Source organism: Nocardia sp. IFM 10818, from assembly GCF_054655275.1.
This window is the reverse complement of sequence record NZ_BAAHJH010000001.1, coordinates 6,746,099-6,765,226: the sequence shown is the minus strand read 5'-3', so window position 1 is coordinate 6,765,226 and position 19,128 is coordinate 6,746,099. Positions and strand designations below refer to the sequence as shown.

The window sequence follows — 19,128 nt, the reverse complement described above, 5'->3', positions numbered from 1 at the left end:
CGATCGAAGGGATTAGCGTGACGAGCGACGACGACATGGTGGTCGATCGCGATGACGACTCGAATATCGACGAGGGCATCGACAGCGACGATCTGGCCGTGGAACACGACGAAGCGGACGAGACCGGCGCCAGAAGCGCCGACTCCGACGCCGACCTGGCCCGGCGGTTCGAGCGCGACGCACTGCCGCTGCTCGACCAGCTGTACGGCGCGGCATTGCGCATGACCCGCAATCCGGCCGATGCCGAGGATCTGGTGCAGGAGACCTTCGCCAAGGCCTACCAGGGGTTCCGCTCCTTCCGGGAGGGCACCAACCTGCGCGCCTGGCTGTACCGGATCCTCACCAACACCTACATCAACTCGTATCGGAAGAAGCAGCGCCAGCCCGCGCAGTATCCGACCGACGAGATCACCGACTGGCAGTTGGCCTCCACCGCCGAGCACACCTCCACGGGTCTGCGCTCGGCGGAGATGGAAGCCCTGGAGGCGCTGCCGGACGACGACATCAAGGCCGCTCTGCAGGAACTTCCCGAGGAATTCCGGATGGCGGTGTACTACGCCGACGTGGAGGGCTTCCCCTACAAGGAAATCGCCGACATCATGGGGACTCCCATCGGTACCGTCATGTCCCGTCTGCACCGCGGGCGCAAGCAGCTCAAGGGCCTGCTCGCCGATGTGGCGCGGGAACGTGGATTCAACCGGTCGGGCAGCGCCGCGCGTCAGGAGGTAACCCAGTGAGCGACGATATGGAATTGGACTGCTCGTCGGTGCTGGCCGACGTCTGGCTGCTCCTGGACAACGAGTGCGACGAGACGGCCAAGGCCCGGCTGCAGGAGCACATCAACCGTTGCTCGCCCTGCATCGAGGCCTACGGCCTGGAGGAGAAGCTCAAGTCGCTGCTCAACCGCAAGTGCGGCGGGGAGCGCGCTCCGGAGTCGCTGCGCCAGCGGCTGACCATGGAGATCCGGACCACCTACACCCAGGTGGAGAGCCGCGTCGAATCGGCCGACTAGGCCCGGAAATGCCAGAGCGGCATGGTTTCCCCGGAGGGGGAAGCCATGCCGCTCAATGCTTTTCGAGCTCAGCGAACAGCTCAGGAATTCGGCCGCTTGCCGTGGTTGGCTGCGCTCTTCTTGCGGCCACGCTTCTTACGTCCACGCTTACCCATAGGTAGTCTCCCTTCTGATTGGAGGCCATTCTTTCATGTGTGGTTGGGTGTAACTTCAGCGGACCAGGGCAACGCAACTAGGAGAGTCAGTGGCTGAGGAAGTCCTCGCGGAGATGGTGTCGACCGTGCAGAAGATCAGCGTCTCCGTCGGCGACCACGTCGAGATCAACGATGAGCTGATCATGCTGGAGTCGATGAAGATGGAGATTCCGGTCGTCGCCGAGACCGAGGGCACCGTCACATCCATTAATGTCAAGCCCGGCGACGTGCTCCAGAAGGGCGATCTGATCGCCGTCATCAGCTGAGAGGTGGCGCACACCCGCGTCCGGAACCGCGCGATTCCGCCAACCGTTTTGCGGCGTGCGAGGATTACGCGTGATGCGGTGCAAGGAGCGTGGGTGAATGTCGACACTGAGCGATCTACTGGCCGAGCACACCGATCTACCGGGTGCGGCCGTCGATCATCTGCAGCGAGTCGTGGGCGACTGGCAGCTGCTGGCCGATCTGTCCTTCGCCGACCTGACCCTGTGGGTGGGCACCGGGCCGATCGCCGAGGGCGCGAATATCGTGTGCGTCTCGCAGTGCCGCCCCACCACCGCGCCCACCGTGCACCCGGAGGACCTGGTCGGCTCGCTGGCCACCAAGGATTCCCATCCCGATATCTTCGAGGCGCTGCTCACCGGTGAGATCGTGCGCTCGGATTCCGATGTGGAGACCACCGGCGTCTACCATCCGCATCCGGTTCACGCACTGCGCGAAGCCATTCCGGTGCGCATCGGCGGCGATGTGATCGCCATTCTCGGCCGCGACACCGATCTGCAGCGGCGCAAGATGCGCTCCAGCCTGGAGATCGCGTACATGTCCTGCGCCGACGACCTGTGCCAGATGGTCTCCGACGGCACCTTCCCGGCCCTGGAGGATCGCACCGGTTCGCACTCCAGCCCGCGCGCCGGCGACGGTTTCATCCGCCTGGACACCGATGGCCTGGTCGTCTACGCCAGCCCCAATGCGCTCTCGGCCTATCACCGGATGGGCCTGCAGAACGATCTGGTCGCCCAGGACCTGGCGCTGACCACCCGCTCGCTCATCACCGACCCGTTCGACGCGCAGGAAGTGGTCGGCGACATTCAGGCGGCGCTGGCCGGAAAGGCCGGTCGCCGAATGGAAGTCGAGGCGCGCGGCGCGACCGTGCTGCTGCGCACCCTGGTGCTGCGCCCGCACGGTGAACTCGGCGGCGCCGCCGTCCTGGTCCGCGATGTCACCGAGGTCAAGCGCCGCGACCGCGCCCTGCTCTCCAAGGACGCGACCATTCGCGAGATCCACCATCGCGTGAAGAACAACCTGCAGACCGTGGCCGCGCTGCTGCGGCTGCAGGCCCGCCGCACCGAGAACGAAGAGGCCCGCCTGGCGCTGACCGAATCGGTCCGCCGCGTCACCTCCATCGCATCGGTGCACGAAATGCTGTCGATGTCGGTGGACGAGGAAGTCGATCTCGACGAGGTGGTCGACCGCCTGCTGCCGATAATGGCCGATGTCGCCACCGTGCACACCGCCCGCATCAAGGTGCGCCGCGCCGGTTCCCTCGGCGTCTTCTCCGCCGAACGCGCGACCCCGCTGGTCATGGTCCTCACCGAATTGGTGCAGAACGCCATCGAGCACGCATTCGATCCCGGCGAGAACGGCACCGTCACCATTCGCTCCGAACGTTCCGCGCGCTGGCTCGACGTGATCATCAGCGATGACGGCCGCGGCCTCCCGGACGGTTTCAGCCTGGAAGCCTCCGACCGGTTGGGCCTGCAAATTGTCCGGACTCTGGTTACCGCCGAGCTAGGCGGCTCGATCGGATTGCATCCGGGCGCCGACGTCGGCACCGACGCCGTTCTGCGAGTTCCCTTGGGCCGCCGGTCCGCGCGCTGAAATACTGCGTCCGATCATTCGTTCGAAACAAAATCCCGTTGAGCGGGAATTGTTCTCAACGAATTCTCAGAGTTCTTATTCGGGGTCCGGGGGTGGAGCCCTCAGGAGCCCCGGGAGGCGGAGCCCCCGAGAGTTCCGGGGGTTCGGGGGCGGAGCCCCTGAGAGTTCCGAGAGTTGGCCCAAACACACTGAAGCCCGGCACCTGTGGTGGTGCCGGGCCGAATTGCGTTATGGCCGGGGGCTGGGGGCTCGGCCTTAACGCCTGTCGTCTGCAGTTAGACGACGGTGCGGGTACGGGTGCGGGCGTTGCGACGCTTCAGCGCACGCCGCTCGTCTTCGCTCATACCACCCCACACGCCGGCATCCTGTCCGGATTTCAGGGCCCAGGACAGGCAATCGGCAGTGACCGGGCAGCGAGCGCAGACCAGCTTGGCATCGGCAATCTGCGCGAGCGCCGGACCACTGTTACCCACCGGGAAGAACAGCTCGGGGTCCTCGTCGCGACAGATGGCCTTGTGGCGCCAGTCCATTCCTCTGCTCCTTTGCTAGGGCACACATGGCTGTGCCCTTCGGGTTTGTGGTCCGTTCACTTGTGCGACTCGAATGTTTCCGCACGGTTGCTTGTGAATGCTTTCACGAACACCGTAGATGTCAATAGATACCTGGTGCACCGTGGGGAAGCTCACGCTGTAAGACCCCTACATCGGGGGCCTGCCGTGTCATTTGTACTCGGTCGAGCGGGTTTTCGCAGCACAACAGCGATTGTTCTCAGGTGTGTCGGGCCCGCTACGGCTTCGGCGCGACCACATCGAGGATATCCGCAACCGCTGTGAAATTCACCATGTTGCGTCGGCCGATGAAGTCGCCGTCGATTTGCAACCCGATGGGCTCCGCCGCCGTGATCTGCACCGACGGCACGTCATCCTCTCGAAACAATTTGTGGCCCTGGGGATTTCCACCGGAGGAGAGCAACTGCCGGGCGACCAGCAGGGTCGGCACGACACCCATCGTGCGCATGGCAAACACCCCGAGACCGGTTTCGAACGAGGTTCCCGGATTCGTGACGACGGGCGTGTTGTCGAGGTAGGTCCACGGACTGGCGTTGGTCACGAATGCGTAATGCACCTCCGTGACCGGTTCGTGACCTGGAATCTCGAGGCGCACATGGGGATCGCGGCCTTTGGCGCGGAAGAACTGTTTCACCGTGGTGCGCAGGTAGCGCGCGGGAGTGGCGGGTTTTCCATTGGCGCGCTTGTGGTCGATCACCTCGCACACATCGGCGTCGAGGCCGACGCCGGCGCTGAACAGGAACCAGCGATCGTCGTCGGCGTCCACCTGCGCGCTGTGCACCAGGCCGAGCCCGATGCGCCGGTCGGTGTCCACGGCGAGCAGATCGATGAGCTGATTGGTGGCGGTCACCGGATCGGGGGAGATGCCCAGCGAGCGCGCGAACACATTCGCCGAACCGCCGGGAATGACGCCGAGCCGCGGCAGCCATTCGCGCTCCGGCCGGCCGGGCAGCGGCAGGAAACCATTGATGGTCTCGTTCACGGTGCCGTCGCCGCCGTGCACCACGATCAGGTCCATGCGGGTGTCGGCGGCCCACTTGCCCAGCTCCGCGGCATGTCCGCGATGTTCGGTGTGCGCGACGGTCAACTGGGTGCGGCTCTCCAGGGCGTGGGCGAGCAGATCGCGAGTTTCCGGGGTCGTCGAGGTGGCATTCGGGTTCACGATCAGCAGGGTCCGCACCCCCCGCATGCTACTGACCGACGTTCAACGGCGAACGCCCGCCGCCGCGATTTCCCGTTCACAGGCTCGCGTTTCGCTGCGAGGTGCGGGTCGTAGGCTGGGCGGGTGGCTGAGCAGAACTCCGGCGAGAAGAAGACGCGGCAGAGCGGTGCGGGCGTGCCGACGACCGTGCGCGGCGCGGGCGCACTGGTGGCGTTCGAGGGCGCGCTCGGCCTGATCGCCGCGATCGCGCTGGTGGTGACCGGTCTGACCGGGTCCGCGCAGAGCGCCAAGAACAGTTATCTCACCGCGGGGTACGCGGTCATCGTCGGCGGCGCGGTGCTCGCGGCGGGGCTGGGGCTGCTGCGCGGCAAGCGCTGGGGGCGGGCCATCGCCGTGCTCACGCAGCTGCTGCTGCTCGGCGTCGCCTGGTACATGTTCACCTCGGGCCGACCGGAATTGGGGACGCCCGTCACGCTGGTCGCGCTCGTCGCACTGGGGTTCTTGTTCGCACCGGCGTCGAACCAGTGGATGGCCGCGGGCTACGACACGTCCGAATGAGCCGCTGAATTCGCCGCTGAGCGGTTTTTGGTCGTCCGTCCACACATGGGTGTGCCCCCAGTTTCGGGGGCAGCTGAAACGGGCGAACAGGCGGTTGCCGGTCAGTCGCTGATTTTGGACATTCGGGTCATGAGGAAGTCCCGCTCGGCGGTGTTGGCGGCGAGCTCGACGGCCTCCGCATACGTCGCGCGAGCCTCGGCGGTCCGGCCGAGGGCGGCGAGGAAGTGCGCGCGGGCGGCCGGCACGTAGACGTAGCCGGAAAGTTGCGGCTCGGCGGCCAGCGCCTCGAGGGCGTCAAGCCCGGCGGACGGGCCCCGCGCCATGCCGAGGGCGACGGCGCGATTGAGCGCCACCACGGGGGAGGGCCACAGCTGTATCAGGACGTCGTAGAGACCGAGCACCTCCCGCCAATCGGTGGCCGCGAAACTCGGGGCCTCGCCGTGCACCGCGGCGATGGCGGCCTCGAGGGCATAGCGGCCCGGCCGGTGGGTGAGGGCGGTGCGGACCAGGGCGATGCCCTCGGCGATCTTGGCCCGATCCCAGCGCGAGCGATCCTGATCACGCAGCGCCACCATGCCGCCGTCGTCATCGGTGCGGGCCGGGCGACGGGCGTCGGTGAGCAGCAGCAGCGCGAGAAGCCCTGTCACATCCGGATTTTCGGGCAACAGCAGCTGCAGCATCCGAGCCAGGTCGGTGGCGCGCTCGGTGAGATCGCGGCGGATGAGCTCCGCGCCGGAGGGCGCGGTGTGACCGGTGGTGAACAGCAGATGCACCACCGTCAGCACGGCGTCCACACGCTCGGGCAGTTCGGCCGGGGCGGGCACCCGATACGGAATGCGGGCGGCGGCGATCTTCTTCTTGGCGCGGGTTATTCGCGCGGCCATGGTGGATTCGCTGACCAGGAAGGCGCGCGCCACCTCCGCGGTGGTGAGACCGCAGACCAGCCGGAGCGTCAGTGCCACTTGGGCTTCCGGTGACAACGCGGGATGGCAACAGGTGCAGATCAATCGCAGCCGGTCATCGGGAATCGATTCCGCCGCAGCGTTTTCCGCGACATCATCGATTTCGGCGGATTCGACGAGCAGGGGCAGCGCGCGGCGCATGGTGGACTGCCGCCGCAGCAGATCGAGGGCGCGATTGCGGGCGACGGTGGTCAGCCACGCCGCGGGTTTCGCGGGTACGCCCTGCTCACCCCACCGGCTCAGCGCCTGCGCGTACGCATCCTGCACGCACTCCTCGGCCAGATCCAGATCGCGGGTGACGCGCACCGTCGCGGCGAGCACGAAGGCCCACTCGCGCCGGTGCGCATCCGCCACGGCGGCGGCCACAGCGGCGTGATTCACGGTGCCGCTCAGTCGAATTCCATAATGGGCCGGACCTCGACGCCGCACCCCGGCGGCATCGGGATCTGCTTGGCGACGGCGATGGCGGCATCGAGATCGGCCGCCTCGAGCAGGTAGTAGCCGCCGAGATTCTCCTTGGTCTCCACGAAAGGCCCGTCGGTGACCAGGAATCCGTTCCGGCCGTCCGGCCGGATGCTGGTGGCCGTGGTGCGCCAGGCCAGCGCCTCACCGCCCAGGATGGCCTCGCGGTTCTTCTCCTCGAACCGCGTGTGCTCGCCGAGCACCTGGGTGAGCTCATCCGGATCCGGGTGTTCCCAGCGGGCGTCGTCGAAGATCAGCGCCAGGTATTTCGACATCGTTGCTCCTCCGGTCGTGCGGTCCGCTCTTCGGACCATCCAACTCTTCGACGCGGGAGCGGGTGCGAAATCGACAACCCGGAGGACGGGAATTCAGTCGTCGGCGTGCGTGGCCAGGCGGGTGAGGGCGGGGCCGGTCAGGCGGTAGCCGGTCCACTCGTCCTGGGCGACGGCGCCGAGGGCCTCGTAGAAGTCGATGGACGGTTTGTTCCAGTCCAGCACCGACCAGTCGACCCGGGCGTAGCCGTTCGCCACCGCCTCGCGCGCCAGCGCGGCCAGCAGATCGCGGCCCAGGTGCAGGCCGCGCGCCTCCGGCTTGACGAACAGATCCTCCAGGTAGATGCCGTGCGTTCCGGTCCAGGTGCTGTAGTTCAGGAACCAGATGGCGCAGCCGACCACGCCCGCGGTGCCCGGGCCCTCGGCGACGTGCGCGAACACCTTGGGGGAGGGGCCGAACAGCGACTGCTCGAGCTGGTCCTCGGTGAGCTTGCACTCGTCCGGCGCCTTCTCGTACTCGGCCAGGTCGTAGACGAGTTTCACCAGTGCCGGGATATCGGCGGGCGTGGCGCGGCGGATCATCGGGCAGCTCCCTCCATCGGGTCCAGCTGTGGAACCAGGTTGTGCGCGAGCACGGTTCGAGCGCCGTGATCATGCCCCAGTACCGTAACCGCGGCCGTGGACAGGAAGAAACGCCGCCCCTCGATCACGTCGAACTCCGCCCAGCGGGCGATCAGGGCCCGCGAGAAATGGCCGTGGCCGACCAGCACCACCTCACGGGTGGCCACCTCCAGGGTGGCGGTGGCCAGGACGCGGTCGGCGCGGGCCCGCACCTGCCCGGCGGTCTCGCCTTCGGGCACCGTACCGGTCCAGATGGTCCAGCCCGGCGCCATGCGCCGGATCTCGGTGGTGGTGAGGCCCTCGTACTCGCCGTAATCCCATTCGGCCAGGTCGTCGTCGATCACCGGGGCCGGCAGGCCGGCCAGTTCGGCCGTCCGCAGGGCGCGCTGCCGGGGACTGCTCAGCACGAGCGGATTCCGCAGCCCCAGTCCGGCGAGCAGTTTCCCGGCCGCCACCGCCTGCGCCTCACCGGCCGCGGTCAGCGGCAGATCCGTCCGCCCCGTATGCCGCCGCGTCGCCGACCACTCCGTCTCGCCGTGCCGCAGCAGAATCAGCCGGAACTCACCGTCGTCCATGCACTCGATCATGCCGGACCGCGGCGCCGACGCCGTACAGCGAGTCCACGTCCTCTCGAGGACCAGCTCGCCCTCTCGAGGACCAGCCTTGTCATCCCGGCGTGCTTTTGGCCGGGATCTCCGACGATGTGGTGGATTCCGGCCAAGAACGCGCCGGAATGACGAGGGGGACTCTCGACCGAGCGCCCTACTCTGCGCCGAGGGCGTGAAGGGTGGTGCCGCGGCGTTCCAGAACGGTGGGGCCCACGGTGGCCAGGGAGATGAGTTCGTCGTGGTAGTCGCTGCGCTGCACGGTGATTCGGGAGCGCTGGGCGCCGGTGGCGGGGTCCAGGGCGGCCAGGCCGCCGGGGACGGGGACCAGGACCTGGCCGGAGAGCAGGGCGGGGGTGCCGAGCACGTTCGGGACGCCCCAGAGCGGGTCGAAGGTGCTGGCATTGAGGGCGATCAGGGTGTCGCCGGTGAACACGAAGTAGGCGGAGCTCAGGTGGGCGACGGCGGCGTCGTCCGCAAGCGGGGCCGAAAGCTGGTGGGTGGCAACCGGATTGCCGGAGATATCGTAGACCGCGATTTGCGGTGCGGTGGACGGGGTTCCGGGTAGGTAGAGCGCGATCCGGCTGTCGGACACCGCCAGTACGCGCGCACCCCCGACCGCGCCGCCGGGTTCGGTGAGAACGTGCGAACTGTATTCCTCGGGCACGGTGCCGTCCTTGGGCGCCGGATTGAGCACGGTGAGCCGATCGGCGGTGTCCTTCGGACAGCGTTCCAGCACCGCCAGCCGGCTCGGCGCCGAAGCGGCCGAGACCAGCTCACAGCCGGTCCGGGGCTGGGTGCGCGGGTTCACCGGCGCGTCGACGTACCCGTATTCCAGGGTGCGCACCAGATCCGACCGCCACATTTCGAGCCGATCCTTGCCCAGCGCCAGCACATAGGTCCCGTCCGGGGTCAGTGTCACCGCATCGTCCATATAGCTGGACCGCGCCGTCAGCCGCGACCCGTTCTCCGCGTTCAACAGCGTGGTCTGGCTGCATCCGCGATCGTCCCGATAGGTGGCGATCACCGTCCCGAACTGCACCTCCACCGCACACAGCGGCAGATCCCGCTCGTACTTCCACACCTGCTCCCCGGTCACCGGATTCCGCCCGGTCACCGTCCCCTCAGCACCGGTGATGGCCACCCCGCCCACCGCCAGCGACCGCTCCGCCGCCGGATCCGCCGCCCGCCACAGCTCCGCCATCCGCGCGGGCAACTGCGCCGAAGTAGGCGGCGGCGTCAACGTCTCCGTAGCGGTCACCGACTCGGTCCCCCGCGCAGCGCTGTTCCACCACACCACAACCGCCGCGATCACCAGCAGAGCGGCAATCGCGACAGCGGTCAGAATATCGGCGCGTGTCCGCCGCTCCGGTGCGAGCACGTCAGCGAGAGTAGCCGATCCCCCGCAAGCCCTGCTCGACCCGCCGCCGCCTCGCTGAGGCGGCGGCGGGGTGTCGGCTGTGGTCTGCCTCGCTGTTATGCCGAGGCTGCGACGGCGGTGTCGGTCGCGGCGGTGGCGTTCTCCGCGCTCACTTCGGCCTTTCGCCGCCGCGGCCGTCGCACGGCTACGGATTCGCTCGAATCACCTTCGGCGGCGGCCGATTCGGTGGTTTCGGCCTTGGTGCTGCGCCGGACTCGCTTCTTCGGCGCTGCGGCGGCGGCCTCCGCGGTGGCGGCGGTCTCGGAATCGCTCACGGCCGCGTCCGCGGGCTTGATGGCGCGGCGAGTGCGCTTCTTGGGCGTCTCCTCGGCGGTGGTGGCCGAACCGTTCGCCGTTGCCTCGGCCTCGACCGTGGGCTTGACGGTGCGGCGGACGCGCTTCTTCGGCGCGACCTCACCCTCGGCCGGGACATTGACGGCGGGTGCGGGGTCGGCGGCGGTCTCGGCCGCCTCGGTGGTGCGCCGGACCCGCTTCTTGGGTGTGGTTTCGGCGACCTCTGCCACCGCCTCCGAAACGCTTGCGGCGGGATCGGATTCGTTCACTGGCGCAGCGGCGGTCTTGGTGGTGCGGCGGGTGCGCTTCTTCGGCTCGGTGGTCGCATCAGCGTCGCTCGGGCCGGTCGCTTCGGTAGCCGCCTGCGGCTCGGCGACGGCTTCGGTCGCCGCGGTGCGGCGAGTCCGCTTGCGCGGTGCGGCCTTTGCCGGCTCGGCGGAGCTTTCGGCCGTCGTGACGGTGGTGTCGGGATCGGTGACCGGGTCGGTCGCGATATCGCCGGAACCGTTCACGGCCTCGCTCGCGGTCTTGGTGGTGCGGCGAGTGCGCTTGCGCGGTGCGGCCTTCGGCTCCTCGGCCGAGTCGGCGGCGACGGCCGCCAGGGGGGTCGACGAGGCGATGGGCTCGGCCGGGGCGGCAGCGGGTGCCACCACGGCGTCGTTGGAATCGGCGGTGGTGCCGATGCCGCTCGCCGCAGTGGTGCCGTTGGACTCGGCCGTGCCGTTCGACGCTGCGGCGTCGTTCACCGTCGCGGCGGTGTCGGTCGAGCCCTTGCCGCGGCGGTTGCGGCGGCGGTTGCGGCGGTTGCGGGTGCCGGTCTCGTCCGACTCTGAACCGGCCGGTGCATCGGCGGTCGGGTTGGCGGTCTCGGCGGCGACCTGCGTGGTGGTGGCGTCGGGGGTGTCGGCATTGCCACCGCGACGGCGGCGGCGACGGCGGCGGCCCGGCTTGTCCGAAACCTCGGCCGAATCCTCCTCGGTCACAGGCGAATCGGGGGTCGAGGCGGTGGTCTCGCCGTCGATGGGCTGGCCGGCGCGGGTGCGGCGGCGGTTGCGCTTGCGGGGGGAGCGGGATTCGCGGTCGACGACCACGGCGTCCTCGTCGCGCTGCGGCTTGGGTTTGCGGATCTGGCCGGTGGAGCCCTCCGGGATGCCGAGGTCGGCATACAGGTGCGGGGAGCGGGAGTAGGTTTCGACCGGTTCCGGGATGCCGAGGTCGAGGGCCTTGTCGATGGAGGCCCAGCGGTGCAGTTCGTCCCAGTCGACCAGGGTCACCGCGACGCCCGCGCGGCCCGCGCGGCCGGTGCGGCCGATGCGGTGGACGTAGGTCTTCTCGTCCTCGGGGCACTGGTAGTTGACCACGTGGGTGACGTCGTCGATATCGATGCCGCGCGCGGCGACATCGGTGGCGACCAGCACGTCGATCTTGCCCTCGCGGAACTTCTTGAGCGCCTTCTCCCGGGCGATCTGCCCGAGGTCGCCGTGCACGGCGCCGACGGAGAAGCCGCGTTCGGCCAGATCGTCGGCCACCTTCTGCGCGGTGCGCTTGGTGCGGGCGAAGATCATGGTCGCGCCGCGGGTCTCGGCCTGCAGCACGCGGGCGAGCAGTTCGGTCTTGTCCAGCGCGTGCGCCCGGTAGACGAACTGCGCGATGCGGTCGTGCACCGCGGAATCGTGCGGCTCCTCGGCGCGGATATGGGTCGGCCGGTTCAGGAAGGTGCGGGCCAGGGTGATGATCGGGCCCGGCATGGTGGCCGAGAACAGCATGGTCTGACGCTGCTCGGGAACCATGGTGAGAATGCGCTCGATATCGGGCAGGAAGCCCAGATCGAGCATTTCGTCGGCCTCGTCGAGAACCAGCACCTGCACCTTGCCCAGGATCAGGTGACCCTGCTGGGCGAGGTCCAGTAGTCGTCCCGGGGTGCCCACCACGACGTCCACGCCCGAGCGCAGCGCCGCGATCTGCGACTCGTAGGGCCGGCCGCCGTAGATGGAGGTGACGCGCAGCTTGGTCAGATGCTTGGAGGCGTTCTCCAGATCCGCGGTGACCTGGATGCACAGCTCCCGGGTCGGCACGATGATCAGCGCGCGCGGCGTGCCGTCCAATTCGATGGTGCCCGAGCCGGAGGTGGTGATGCGGTGCAGCAGCGGCACGCCGAAACCGAAGGTCTTGCCCATGCCCGTGCGGGCCTGGCCGATCAGATCCTCGCCGGCCAGCGCCAGCGGCAGCGTGAGTTCCTGAATCGCGAAGGTGCGTTCGATCCCGATCTCGGCCAGCGAGCGCACGATTTCCTCGCGCACGCCCAATTCGGCGAAGGTGGGAGCGGTATGTGTTTCGTCGAGCTCGGCGGTCAGCAGCGTATCGGCCAGACCGGGTTCCTGCTCTACGGTGATCTTGCTCAGGTTCTTGCCTTTCCTCGTTATCGCGTCTCGCGCGCACGAGGTGTGGGGCGGACCCGGGCGGTCCGCGACGACCACTGACCCGTTATCGCCGCTGCGGGATGCTTGTCCGGTTTCGGGAGCATCGACCTGACGCGGCGCACAATGTTCGGATCGGAGTGCGCGCACATTTTCCGTGGACTGCGGGCGCTCGAGCGCCGGTTCATCGTGTATCCGGCAAACGCGTTCGAGCGGCAATTTCCACTGCCCGGGGAGATTGTAGCGTCATACGCCCTTCGCCCTGTTTTCGCCACCGTTAATGGCGGGCGTTATTGCGCTGGTAGGCGCGGTGCCGGGCGGGCGCCGCCGGCCGGGCGCTCGGTTTAGCAGCGTCGTTAAGGACTGCGCCGCATCGCAATTGGGTCACGCGCGCGGTATGCGCGGCCGGTCACCGAGTTGGATTGCTCACATACCTGTTACAACCTGTATCGGGATATGCGAAGTTGTGCGGGTGAGCTTGGCAGACACCGTGACCACCGCCGCGCGCAATGCGTGGGCCCTGACTTTCGGCGACGGCATCGAGGCGCCCGAACCCACCCCCTCGACCGTACTGTCGGAGGCGCCGCACCGCCTGCTGAGCCGCTATGACGGAGCGGCGGAGGACGCCGAGGCCGTGCTGCTGGTGCCGCCGCTGGCCGCGCCCGCCTTCTGCTTCGATCTGCGCCCGGACCTGTCCATGGCCCGCTTCCTGTTGGAGGTCGGCCGCGCGCCCTATCTAGTCGACTACGGCGACATCACCTTCGACGACCGCCGCATGGGCTTCGAGACCTGGATCGACGACATCCTGCCCGAGGCCATTCGCCAGGTGTCGGCCGATCGCGGCGGCCGTCCGGTGGATCTGGTGGGCTGGTCCATCGGCGGCGTGCTGGAACTGCTCACCGCCGCGGCCGATCCGACCCTGCCGATTCGATCCATCACCGCCGTCGGCGCCCCGCTGAGCTACGACCACATGCTCGGCGTCAAGGAACTGCGCCGGCTCACCCGCCTGGACGGCGGCCGCACCGCCACCGCCGCCATCCGCGCGGTGGGCGGGGTCTCCGCGCAGCTCACCCGTTTCGCCTACCGCGCCACCGCCTGGGATCGAGAGATCAAGCGCCCCTTCTTCATTGCGAGCAATCTCGCCGACACCGCGACGCTGGCGCGCATGGAGACCATTGACCGGTTCCAGAATTCGCTGCCCGGCTATCCGGGCCGCTTCTACAACCAGTTGTGGGGCCGCTTCATGCTCAACAACGACATCGGCAAGGGCGTCGTGCATCTGGGTGAGCGCCGCATCGCCCTGGCCGATGTGAATGTGCCGGTGCTCTTGGTCGGCGGCCCCAACGACGTGATCACCGCGGCCGCAGCCGTGAAACACGGCCTGAAAACGCTGACCGGAGCCCCGGAGGTGCGATACGAGACCGCACCCGGCTCTCACCTCGGCATTCTCACCGCCCGCGAAACCACGTGGACCTACCTGGACAAATTCCTGCGCGATCTCGCCTGATCACACGTTCGCATTCGGGAACGGAGTTTTCGCGCCGGTAGCCACGAGTCGCCCGGTTGATCATGAAGTATTTTGTGCCGCAACGAATTACATGCCGATCGAGGGGGCGTCACCGATTGGTTCGCCGATGGGTGAATGCGGTTCACGGTTGCGGGCTAGGGTGGAGACCTATGGGAGCAAACTCGTCATTCGCGCTGGGCGCCGCGTCGGAGTCCGCCGACGGCCGGATCGCCGCCGACAATCCGGGAGTCACCGACCTGTTCGCCGTGCTCGCCTACGGTGAGATCTCGGCCTTCTACCGCCTCACCGAGGAGGCGAAGCTCTCGCCGACGCTGCGCGGGAAAGTCTCGGTCGCCAAGATGGCCGCCAATGAGATGGAGCATTTCCAGACCCTCGAGCAGGCGCTCGCCGGCCGCGGTATCGACGTCTTCGACGCCATGGCCCCGTTCGTGCGCGCCCTCGACGCCTATCACGCCTCCACCGACCCCTCCACCTGGCTGGAGTCGATGGTCAAGTTCTACGTCGGCGACGGCATCGCCGCCGACTTCTACACCGAGATCGCCGGCGCCCTGACTCCCGAGGTCGCCGCCGTGGTGCGCGATGTGCTGGCCGAGACCGACTACTCCGAGTTCGTGATCGAGGAGGTGCGCGGCGCCGTGGCCGCCAATCGCTCCGAGCGCGACCGGCTCACGCTGTGGGGCCGGCGGCTGCTGGGCGAGGCGATCACGCAGGCGCAGTACGTCATGGCGCAGCGCGACGAGCTGACCGAGCTGGTGCTGACCGCGACCGGCGACCTGAACGGCATCGCGACGCTGTTCGAGCACATGCAGGACAGCCACGCCGAGCGGATGCGGGTGCTGGGTCTGGGCTAGCTGTTCGCTGACAGCGCAGGCGCTGACCGCCGGCGGGTTGCGCCGCTGCGCTAGCGTTGGCGGGGACAGCACAGGACTCTAGGTTCGGAGGTTGGCCGTGGAGGTCAAGATCGGTATTTCGGATAGCCCGCGTGAGCTGATCATCAACAGCTCGCAGACCCCTGACGAGGTCGAGGCGCTGGTTACCGGTGCGCTCACGGGTGAGGCCGGCGTCGTGGCGCTCACCGACGAGAAGGGCCGCAAGTACCTCATCCAGGCCAGCAAGGTCGCCTACGTCGAGATCGGCACCCCGTCCTCCGGCCGCGTGGGTTTCGCGGCTGTCTGAACTCTCTGAACTCTCAGGGGCTTCGCCCCTGAAACCCCAAGAGGCAGCGGGGCTTCGCCCCAAACCTCGGAGGCAACGGGGGCTTCGCCCCAAACCCTGGAGGCGACGGGGCTTTGCCCCCACCCCCACAAAATAATTGCCCCGCCGAGTTACTACTCGGCGGGGCAATTTTTTGACTTTGTCGATCAATCGATGGGGTGCAGCGGGACGTGCTTCAGGCCGCCCCAGCACAATGCGACAGTGGTGTCGACCGCCTCTTCCTTGGGAATCGGCCGGTCGGCCTCCAGCCAATAGCGCGCGCTGAACTGGCTCGCGCCGACGAGTCCCACGGCGAGCACGCGGGCGCGGTAGGGATCCAAACCGGAATCGTGCGCGACGAGATCGAATACCGCGTCCACGCACGCCTCGGTGGCCTGTTCCACGCGCCGCTGCACCTGCGGCTCATTGGTGAGATCGGATTCGAAAACCAGTCGGAATCCCTGGGTTTCGTGATCCACGAAGTCGAAATACGCCTGGACGGCGGCCTTCACGCGCTGCTTGTTGTCGGTGGTGGAGCGCAGCGCCTGCCGCACGCTCGACACCAGGGCGTCGACATAGTTCTGCAGGACGGCGAGGTACAGCTCGAGCTTGCTCGAGAAGTGCTGGTACAGCACGGGTTTGCTGACCCCGGCGCATTGCGAGATCTCGTCCATGCCGGCGGCGTGGTAGCCGCGTAGCACGAAGACTTCGCCGGCCGCCGCGAGTAGCTGAGCACGGCGCGCCTCGCGGGGCAGGCGGGTGCCGCGCTTGCTCGGCGCCATGGCCTCGGATGACGTGCGGTGCGCGCTCATCCGGTCCACGAGGTCTGTCATTGTCCGAATCTCCCAGTCGATTCCCGGCGGGAAGGATGTCACCGGGTATCCACCGAACGATACTCGTTCGGGGTGCCGATGCCGATCCAGGTTCCGAATTTTGGTGTGCTGGATGTTGCCGATCAGCACTGGATGTATCGATCGGCGCCGGATCGGAGATCGATCCGGACCGTGTGATCGCTCCGTCGATTATGCGAGCCGGATCACAGAAGTGGAACTCTAATCCCGATTTGTGAGATCTGTCGCTATCTATAGGGGTTATCTCCGAGCAATAGGGGTCGCGCCCCGGCCCGGCCCCCGCCGAATACGGCCGCGACCCCGGCCCCCGAGTGCGCCCGTCCACTCTGTGAGAGTCTTGATTGGTGACCGACCATGGGGGCAGATCTTCCGGCGGGCGCGATTCACGCCGCCCCGTGGGCGCAGGCGCGCCGCGTGCCGCCGGTTCCAAGCGCCGCGGGAGACCCAGCGGGCCGATCTACGATCCGCTCGGTCTGTACACCGAGAACGACGGATCGCGGACCGGCCCCGCCGGGCTCCCCGCCACCTCCGGTGACCGGCGGCCGCAGCCGTATCAGCCGCTCCGGGCGCGCTGGGACCCCACCGCACCACCCGAGGACGCCCGGGTCCGGCAACGACCCGACCGGGAAACCAAGAAGCAGAGCGCGCTGGGACGGTTCGTCTCCACCTACGGCTGGCGGGCCTACGCGCTGCCGGTGCTGCTGGTAGTGACGGTGCTGGTGGCGGTGGACGCCCTGCGCGGCGGAGGACAGTCCGTGGCCGGAGTGCCCGGATTCGGCCATCTGAGCGACAGCGCGGGCACGACGGGCATCCTCGGCGGCCCGCCGAAGGGGGATGGCAAGTTCGCCGCGGATCTTCCGACCGGGACGGTGCCCGAGGGCGGGCCGTTCACCGAGGCGGGGACCGGCGCCTGGCACGTGCTGCCGGGCGGCACCGGACAGGTGGGCGCCGGCACCGAGCACATCTTCACCTACACGGTCGAGATCGAGGACGGCGTCGATACGTCCACCTACGGCGGTGATCCCTCGGTGGTCCGCATGGTCGACGCGACGCTCTCCAATCCCAAGAGCTGGACACAGGATTCGCGTTTCGCCTTCCGGCGTGTCGACGCCGGCGATCCGGATTTCCGCATCTCTCTGACTTCCCGGCAAACCACTCGCACCGTGTGCGGGTTCGAGATTCCCATCGACTCGTCCTGCTACAACGCCGATCTCGGCCGGGTGGTGCTCTCCGAGGCGCGCTGGGTGCGCGGCGCGCTGTCCTTCGAAGGGGATATCGGCTCCTACCGCCAGTATCAGATCAACCACGAGGTCGGGCACGCCATCGGCTACCACGAGCACCAGCCGTGCGAATCCGACGGCGGCCTCGCGCCGGTGATGATGCAGCAGACCTTCGGCACGAAGAACAGCGAGATCGCGGCCCTGGACCCGCACGGCGTGGTGCCGATGGATTCCCGCGAATGCCGCTTCAACCCCTGGCCCTACCCGCGCGGCTAGCCCTGCCCGTATTCGGGCAGCGATCGACGCCTACGCTTGGGGAAGAACGCTCCGATCCGCGGTGTTGCATCTGTGGCCGCGAGTAATCGGCGAATTCGATTGAGGAGTCCGCAAGTCGTGACAGCAACGCATCAGTCCCTGCCGCCCCTGGTGGAGCCGGCCGCGGAGCTGACCCGGGACGAGGTCGCCCGCTACAGCCGCCACCTGATCATTCCCGATCTCGGGGTCGACGGGCAGAAACGCCTGAAGAATGCCCGAGTGCTGGTCATCGGCGCCGGCGGCCTCGGCTCCCCGGCGCTGCTCTATCTGGCCGCCGCCGGCGTCGGCACGCTCGGCATCGTCGAATTCGACGAGGTCGACGCCTCCAACCTGCAGCGCCAGATCATTCACGGCGAATCCGATATCGGCCGCTCCAAGGCCGATTCCGCGCGCGATTCCATTCTGGAGATCAACTCCGGAATCACCGTGGAACTGCACAAGATTCGCCTCGAGCCCGACAATGCCATCGAGCTGTTCTCCCGCTACGACCTGATTGTCGACGGCACCGACAATTTCGCCACCCGCTACCTCGTCAACGACGCGGCGGTGCTGGCCGGCAAGCCGTACGTCTGGGGTTCCATCTATCGATTCGAGGGCCAGGTCTCCGTCTTCTGGGAGGACGCCCCCGACGGCCGCGGCATCAACTACCGCGACCTCTACCCCGAGGCCCCGCCGCCGGGCATGGTCCCCTCCTGCGCCGAGGGCGGCGTGCTGGGCGTGCTGTGCGCCTCCATCGGCTCGATCATGGTCACCGAGGCCATCAAGCTCATCACCGGCATCGGCGACCCGCTGCTGGGCCGTCTGATGGTCTACGACGCACTCGACATGACCTACCGGACGATCAAGCTGCGCCGCGATCCCGAGCGTCAGCCCATCACCGAGCTGATCGACTACGACGCCTTCTGCGGTGTGGTCTCCGAGGAGGGCCAGGCCGCCGCCATCGGCTCCACGGTCACCGCGCGCGAGCTGAAGGAGATGCTCGACGCCGGCAAGCCGGTCGCCATCATCGACGTCCGGGAACCGGTGGAATGGGACATCGTCCGCATCGACGGCGCGACGTTGATCCCCAAGGACCGTATTCTCACCGGTGAAGCCCTGGCCGAACTCCCGCAGAACACCCCGATCGTGCTGCACTGCAAGACCGGAATCCGTTCCGCGGAGGCCCTCGCCGCCCTGAAGAACGCGGGCTTCTCCGACGCCACTCATTTGCAGGGCGGCATCATCGCCTGGGCCAATCAGGTCGATCCCTCGCTGCCGGTCTACTGATTCTCCCGAACCCGCTGGGCCGCCGATGCATTCGTCGGCGCCCAGCGGGTACCTCGGCTACGAGGTAAGGAGGAATCAATGCCCCTCACGTTCCGCAAGAGCATCCCGATCTTCCCCGGCGTCCGGCTCAATATCGGCAAGGGCTCGTGGTCGATCACCTACGGCGGCAAGCACGGTCCGCGCCACACCCGCAGCAGCACCGGCCGCAATACGACCTCGATGGATCTGCCGGGCCCGTTCGGCTGGCGGCGCACCCGCACGAGGCGTCGTCGCTGACGCACGCGGCGCCGCCACGCCGATCGGCCCCCAATAACGGTGGGGCTGTCCG

General features: G+C 67.9%; 20 protein-coding genes and 1 pseudogene. 11 read left to right on the top strand and 10 right to left on the bottom strand.

The annotated features are described in order from the left end of the window. The first annotated feature begins 11 nt into the window (after window positions 1-11). Both ACYQ5L_RS31370 and rsrA read left to right on the top strand, forming a co-directional pair. The gene (locus tag ACYQ5L_RS31370; protein WP_459963597.1) at window positions 12-737 is read left to right on the top strand and encodes a sigma-70 family RNA polymerase sigma factor; all 726 of its coding nucleotides are present in this window, start codon (window positions 12-14) and stop codon (window positions 735-737) included. 8 nt (window positions 738-745) lie between these two features. Further along, a complete protein-coding gene (rsrA, locus tag ACYQ5L_RS31365; RefSeq protein WP_459963596.1) occupies window positions 746-1,012 on the top strand; it encodes a mycothiol system anti-sigma-R factor in 267 nt (88 codons plus the stop codon). A gap of 80 nt (window positions 1,013-1,092) precedes the next feature. Here rsrA and ACYQ5L_RS31360 read toward each other — a convergent pair whose 3' ends face one another. Next, window positions 1,093-1,167, bottom strand: coding sequence for a 50S ribosomal protein bL37 (locus ACYQ5L_RS31360; RefSeq protein WP_379200796.1), 75 nt, complete (start codon window positions 1,165-1,167; stop codon window positions 1,093-1,095). An 89-nt stretch (window positions 1,168-1,256) separates the two neighbouring features. Here ACYQ5L_RS31360 and ACYQ5L_RS31355 point away from each other — a divergent pair, with 89 nt between their 5' ends. Further along, window positions 1,257-1,472, top strand: coding sequence for a biotin/lipoyl-binding carrier protein (locus ACYQ5L_RS31355; RefSeq protein ID WP_459961816.1), 216 nt, complete (start codon window positions 1,257-1,259; stop codon window positions 1,470-1,472). Between the two features lie 97 nt (window positions 1,473-1,569). Beyond that, window positions 1,570-3,084: a sensor histidine kinase gene (locus ACYQ5L_RS31350; protein WP_459961815.1), complete on the top strand. Its 1,515-nt coding sequence runs from the start codon at window positions 1,570-1,572 to the stop codon at window positions 3,082-3,084. Window positions 3,085-3,359: 275 nt separating this feature from the next. On the opposite strand, the gene ACYQ5L_RS31345 is transcribed toward ACYQ5L_RS31350, so the two are convergent. Both ACYQ5L_RS31345 and ACYQ5L_RS31340 read right to left on the bottom strand, forming a co-directional pair. Next, window positions 3,360-3,614, bottom strand: coding sequence for a WhiB family transcriptional regulator (locus tag ACYQ5L_RS31345; protein ID WP_011211115.1), 255 nt, complete (start codon window positions 3,612-3,614; stop codon window positions 3,360-3,362). 256 nt (window positions 3,615-3,870) lie between these two features. After that, the gene (locus ACYQ5L_RS31340) at window positions 3,871-4,833 is read right to left on the bottom strand and encodes a diacylglycerol/lipid kinase family protein (RefSeq protein WP_459961814.1); all 963 of its coding nucleotides are present in this window, start codon (window positions 4,831-4,833) and stop codon (window positions 3,871-3,873) included. Window positions 4,834-4,938: 105 nt separating this feature from the next. Here ACYQ5L_RS31340 and ACYQ5L_RS31335 point away from each other — a divergent pair, with 105 nt between their 5' ends. Continuing rightward, window positions 4,939-5,373, top strand: a complete 435-nt coding sequence (locus ACYQ5L_RS31335) for a hypothetical protein (protein ID WP_459961813.1) — start codon at window positions 4,939-4,941, stop codon at window positions 5,371-5,373. Between the two features lie 101 nt (window positions 5,374-5,474). Here ACYQ5L_RS31335 and ACYQ5L_RS31330 read toward each other — a convergent pair whose 3' ends face one another. From ACYQ5L_RS31330 to ACYQ5L_RS31305, 6 genes and pseudogenes are all read right to left on the bottom strand, one after another. Continuing rightward, the gene (locus tag ACYQ5L_RS31330; protein ID WP_459961812.1) at window positions 5,475-6,716 is read right to left on the bottom strand and encodes an RNA polymerase sigma factor; all 1,242 of its coding nucleotides are present in this window, start codon (window positions 6,714-6,716) and stop codon (window positions 5,475-5,477) included. 8 nt (window positions 6,717-6,724) lie between these two features. Then, window positions 6,725-7,072, bottom strand: coding sequence for a YciI family protein (locus tag ACYQ5L_RS31325; protein WP_459961811.1), 348 nt, complete (start codon window positions 7,070-7,072; stop codon window positions 6,725-6,727). Between the two features lie 93 nt (window positions 7,073-7,165). Next, complete coding sequence (locus tag ACYQ5L_RS31320; RefSeq protein ID WP_459961810.1) at window positions 7,166-7,651, bottom strand: GNAT family N-acetyltransferase; 486 nt, start codon at window positions 7,649-7,651, stop codon at window positions 7,166-7,168. Next, window positions 7,648-8,265, bottom strand: coding sequence for an acid phosphatase (locus tag ACYQ5L_RS31315; RefSeq protein WP_459961809.1), 618 nt, complete (start codon window positions 8,263-8,265; stop codon window positions 7,648-7,650). Before ACYQ5L_RS31315 ends, ACYQ5L_RS31320 begins: the two co-directional genes overlap by 4 nt. A gap of 187 nt (window positions 8,266-8,452) precedes the next feature. Continuing rightward, complete coding sequence (locus ACYQ5L_RS31310) at window positions 8,453-9,676, bottom strand: Rv3212 family protein (RefSeq protein WP_459961808.1); 1,224 nt, start codon at window positions 9,674-9,676, stop codon at window positions 8,453-8,455. 1,190 nt (window positions 9,677-10,866) lie between these two features. Further along, a pseudogene (locus tag ACYQ5L_RS31305) lies at window positions 10,867-12,432 on the bottom strand (DEAD/DEAH box helicase); the annotation flags it as partial. Window positions 12,433-12,898: 466 nt separating this feature from the next. Between ACYQ5L_RS31305 and ACYQ5L_RS31300 the strand changes: the two are divergent. From ACYQ5L_RS31300 to ACYQ5L_RS31290, 3 genes are all read left to right on the top strand, one after another. Next, window positions 12,899-13,933, top strand: coding sequence for an alpha/beta hydrolase (locus ACYQ5L_RS31300; RefSeq protein WP_459961807.1), 1,035 nt, complete (start codon window positions 12,899-12,901; stop codon window positions 13,931-13,933). 170 nt (window positions 13,934-14,103) lie between these two features. Further along, entirely contained in the window at window positions 14,104-14,805 is a 702-nt protein-coding gene (locus tag ACYQ5L_RS31295; RefSeq protein ID WP_379200650.1) for a ferritin-like fold-containing protein, read from the top strand. Window positions 14,806-14,902: 97 nt separating this feature from the next. Beyond that, window positions 14,903-15,130, top strand: coding sequence for a DUF3107 domain-containing protein (locus tag ACYQ5L_RS31290; protein WP_379200648.1), 228 nt, complete (start codon window positions 14,903-14,905; stop codon window positions 15,128-15,130). A gap of 185 nt (window positions 15,131-15,315) precedes the next feature. Here the strand turns inward: ACYQ5L_RS31290 and ACYQ5L_RS31285 are convergent, their stop codons facing one another. Further along, window positions 15,316-15,981 carry an HTH-type transcriptional activator FasR gene (locus tag ACYQ5L_RS31285; RefSeq protein ID WP_379200646.1) on the bottom strand — a complete coding sequence of 222 codons (666 nt, stop codon included), beginning with the start codon at window positions 15,979-15,981 and terminating at the stop codon, window positions 15,316-15,318. A 359-nt stretch (window positions 15,982-16,340) separates the two neighbouring features. On the opposite strand from ACYQ5L_RS31285, the gene ACYQ5L_RS31280 reads away from it, so the two are divergent. The 3 genes from ACYQ5L_RS31280 (at window position 16,341) to ACYQ5L_RS31270 (ending at window position 19,076) form a co-directional block, all read left to right on the top strand. Then, window positions 16,341-17,495: a DUF3152 domain-containing protein gene (locus tag ACYQ5L_RS31280; RefSeq protein WP_459961806.1), complete on the top strand. Its 1,155-nt coding sequence runs from the start codon at window positions 16,341-16,343 to the stop codon at window positions 17,493-17,495. 117 nt (window positions 17,496-17,612) lie between these two features. Next, window positions 17,613-18,800: an adenylyltransferase/sulfurtransferase MoeZ gene (gene moeZ, locus ACYQ5L_RS31275; protein WP_379200643.1), complete on the top strand. Its 1,188-nt coding sequence runs from the start codon at window positions 17,613-17,615 to the stop codon at window positions 18,798-18,800. Window positions 18,801-18,878: 78 nt separating this feature from the next. Beyond that, complete coding sequence (locus ACYQ5L_RS31270; protein ID WP_379200641.1) at window positions 18,879-19,076, top strand: DUF4236 domain-containing protein; 198 nt, start codon at window positions 18,879-18,881, stop codon at window positions 19,074-19,076. The last annotated feature ends 52 nt before the right edge of the window (window positions 19,077-19,128 follow it).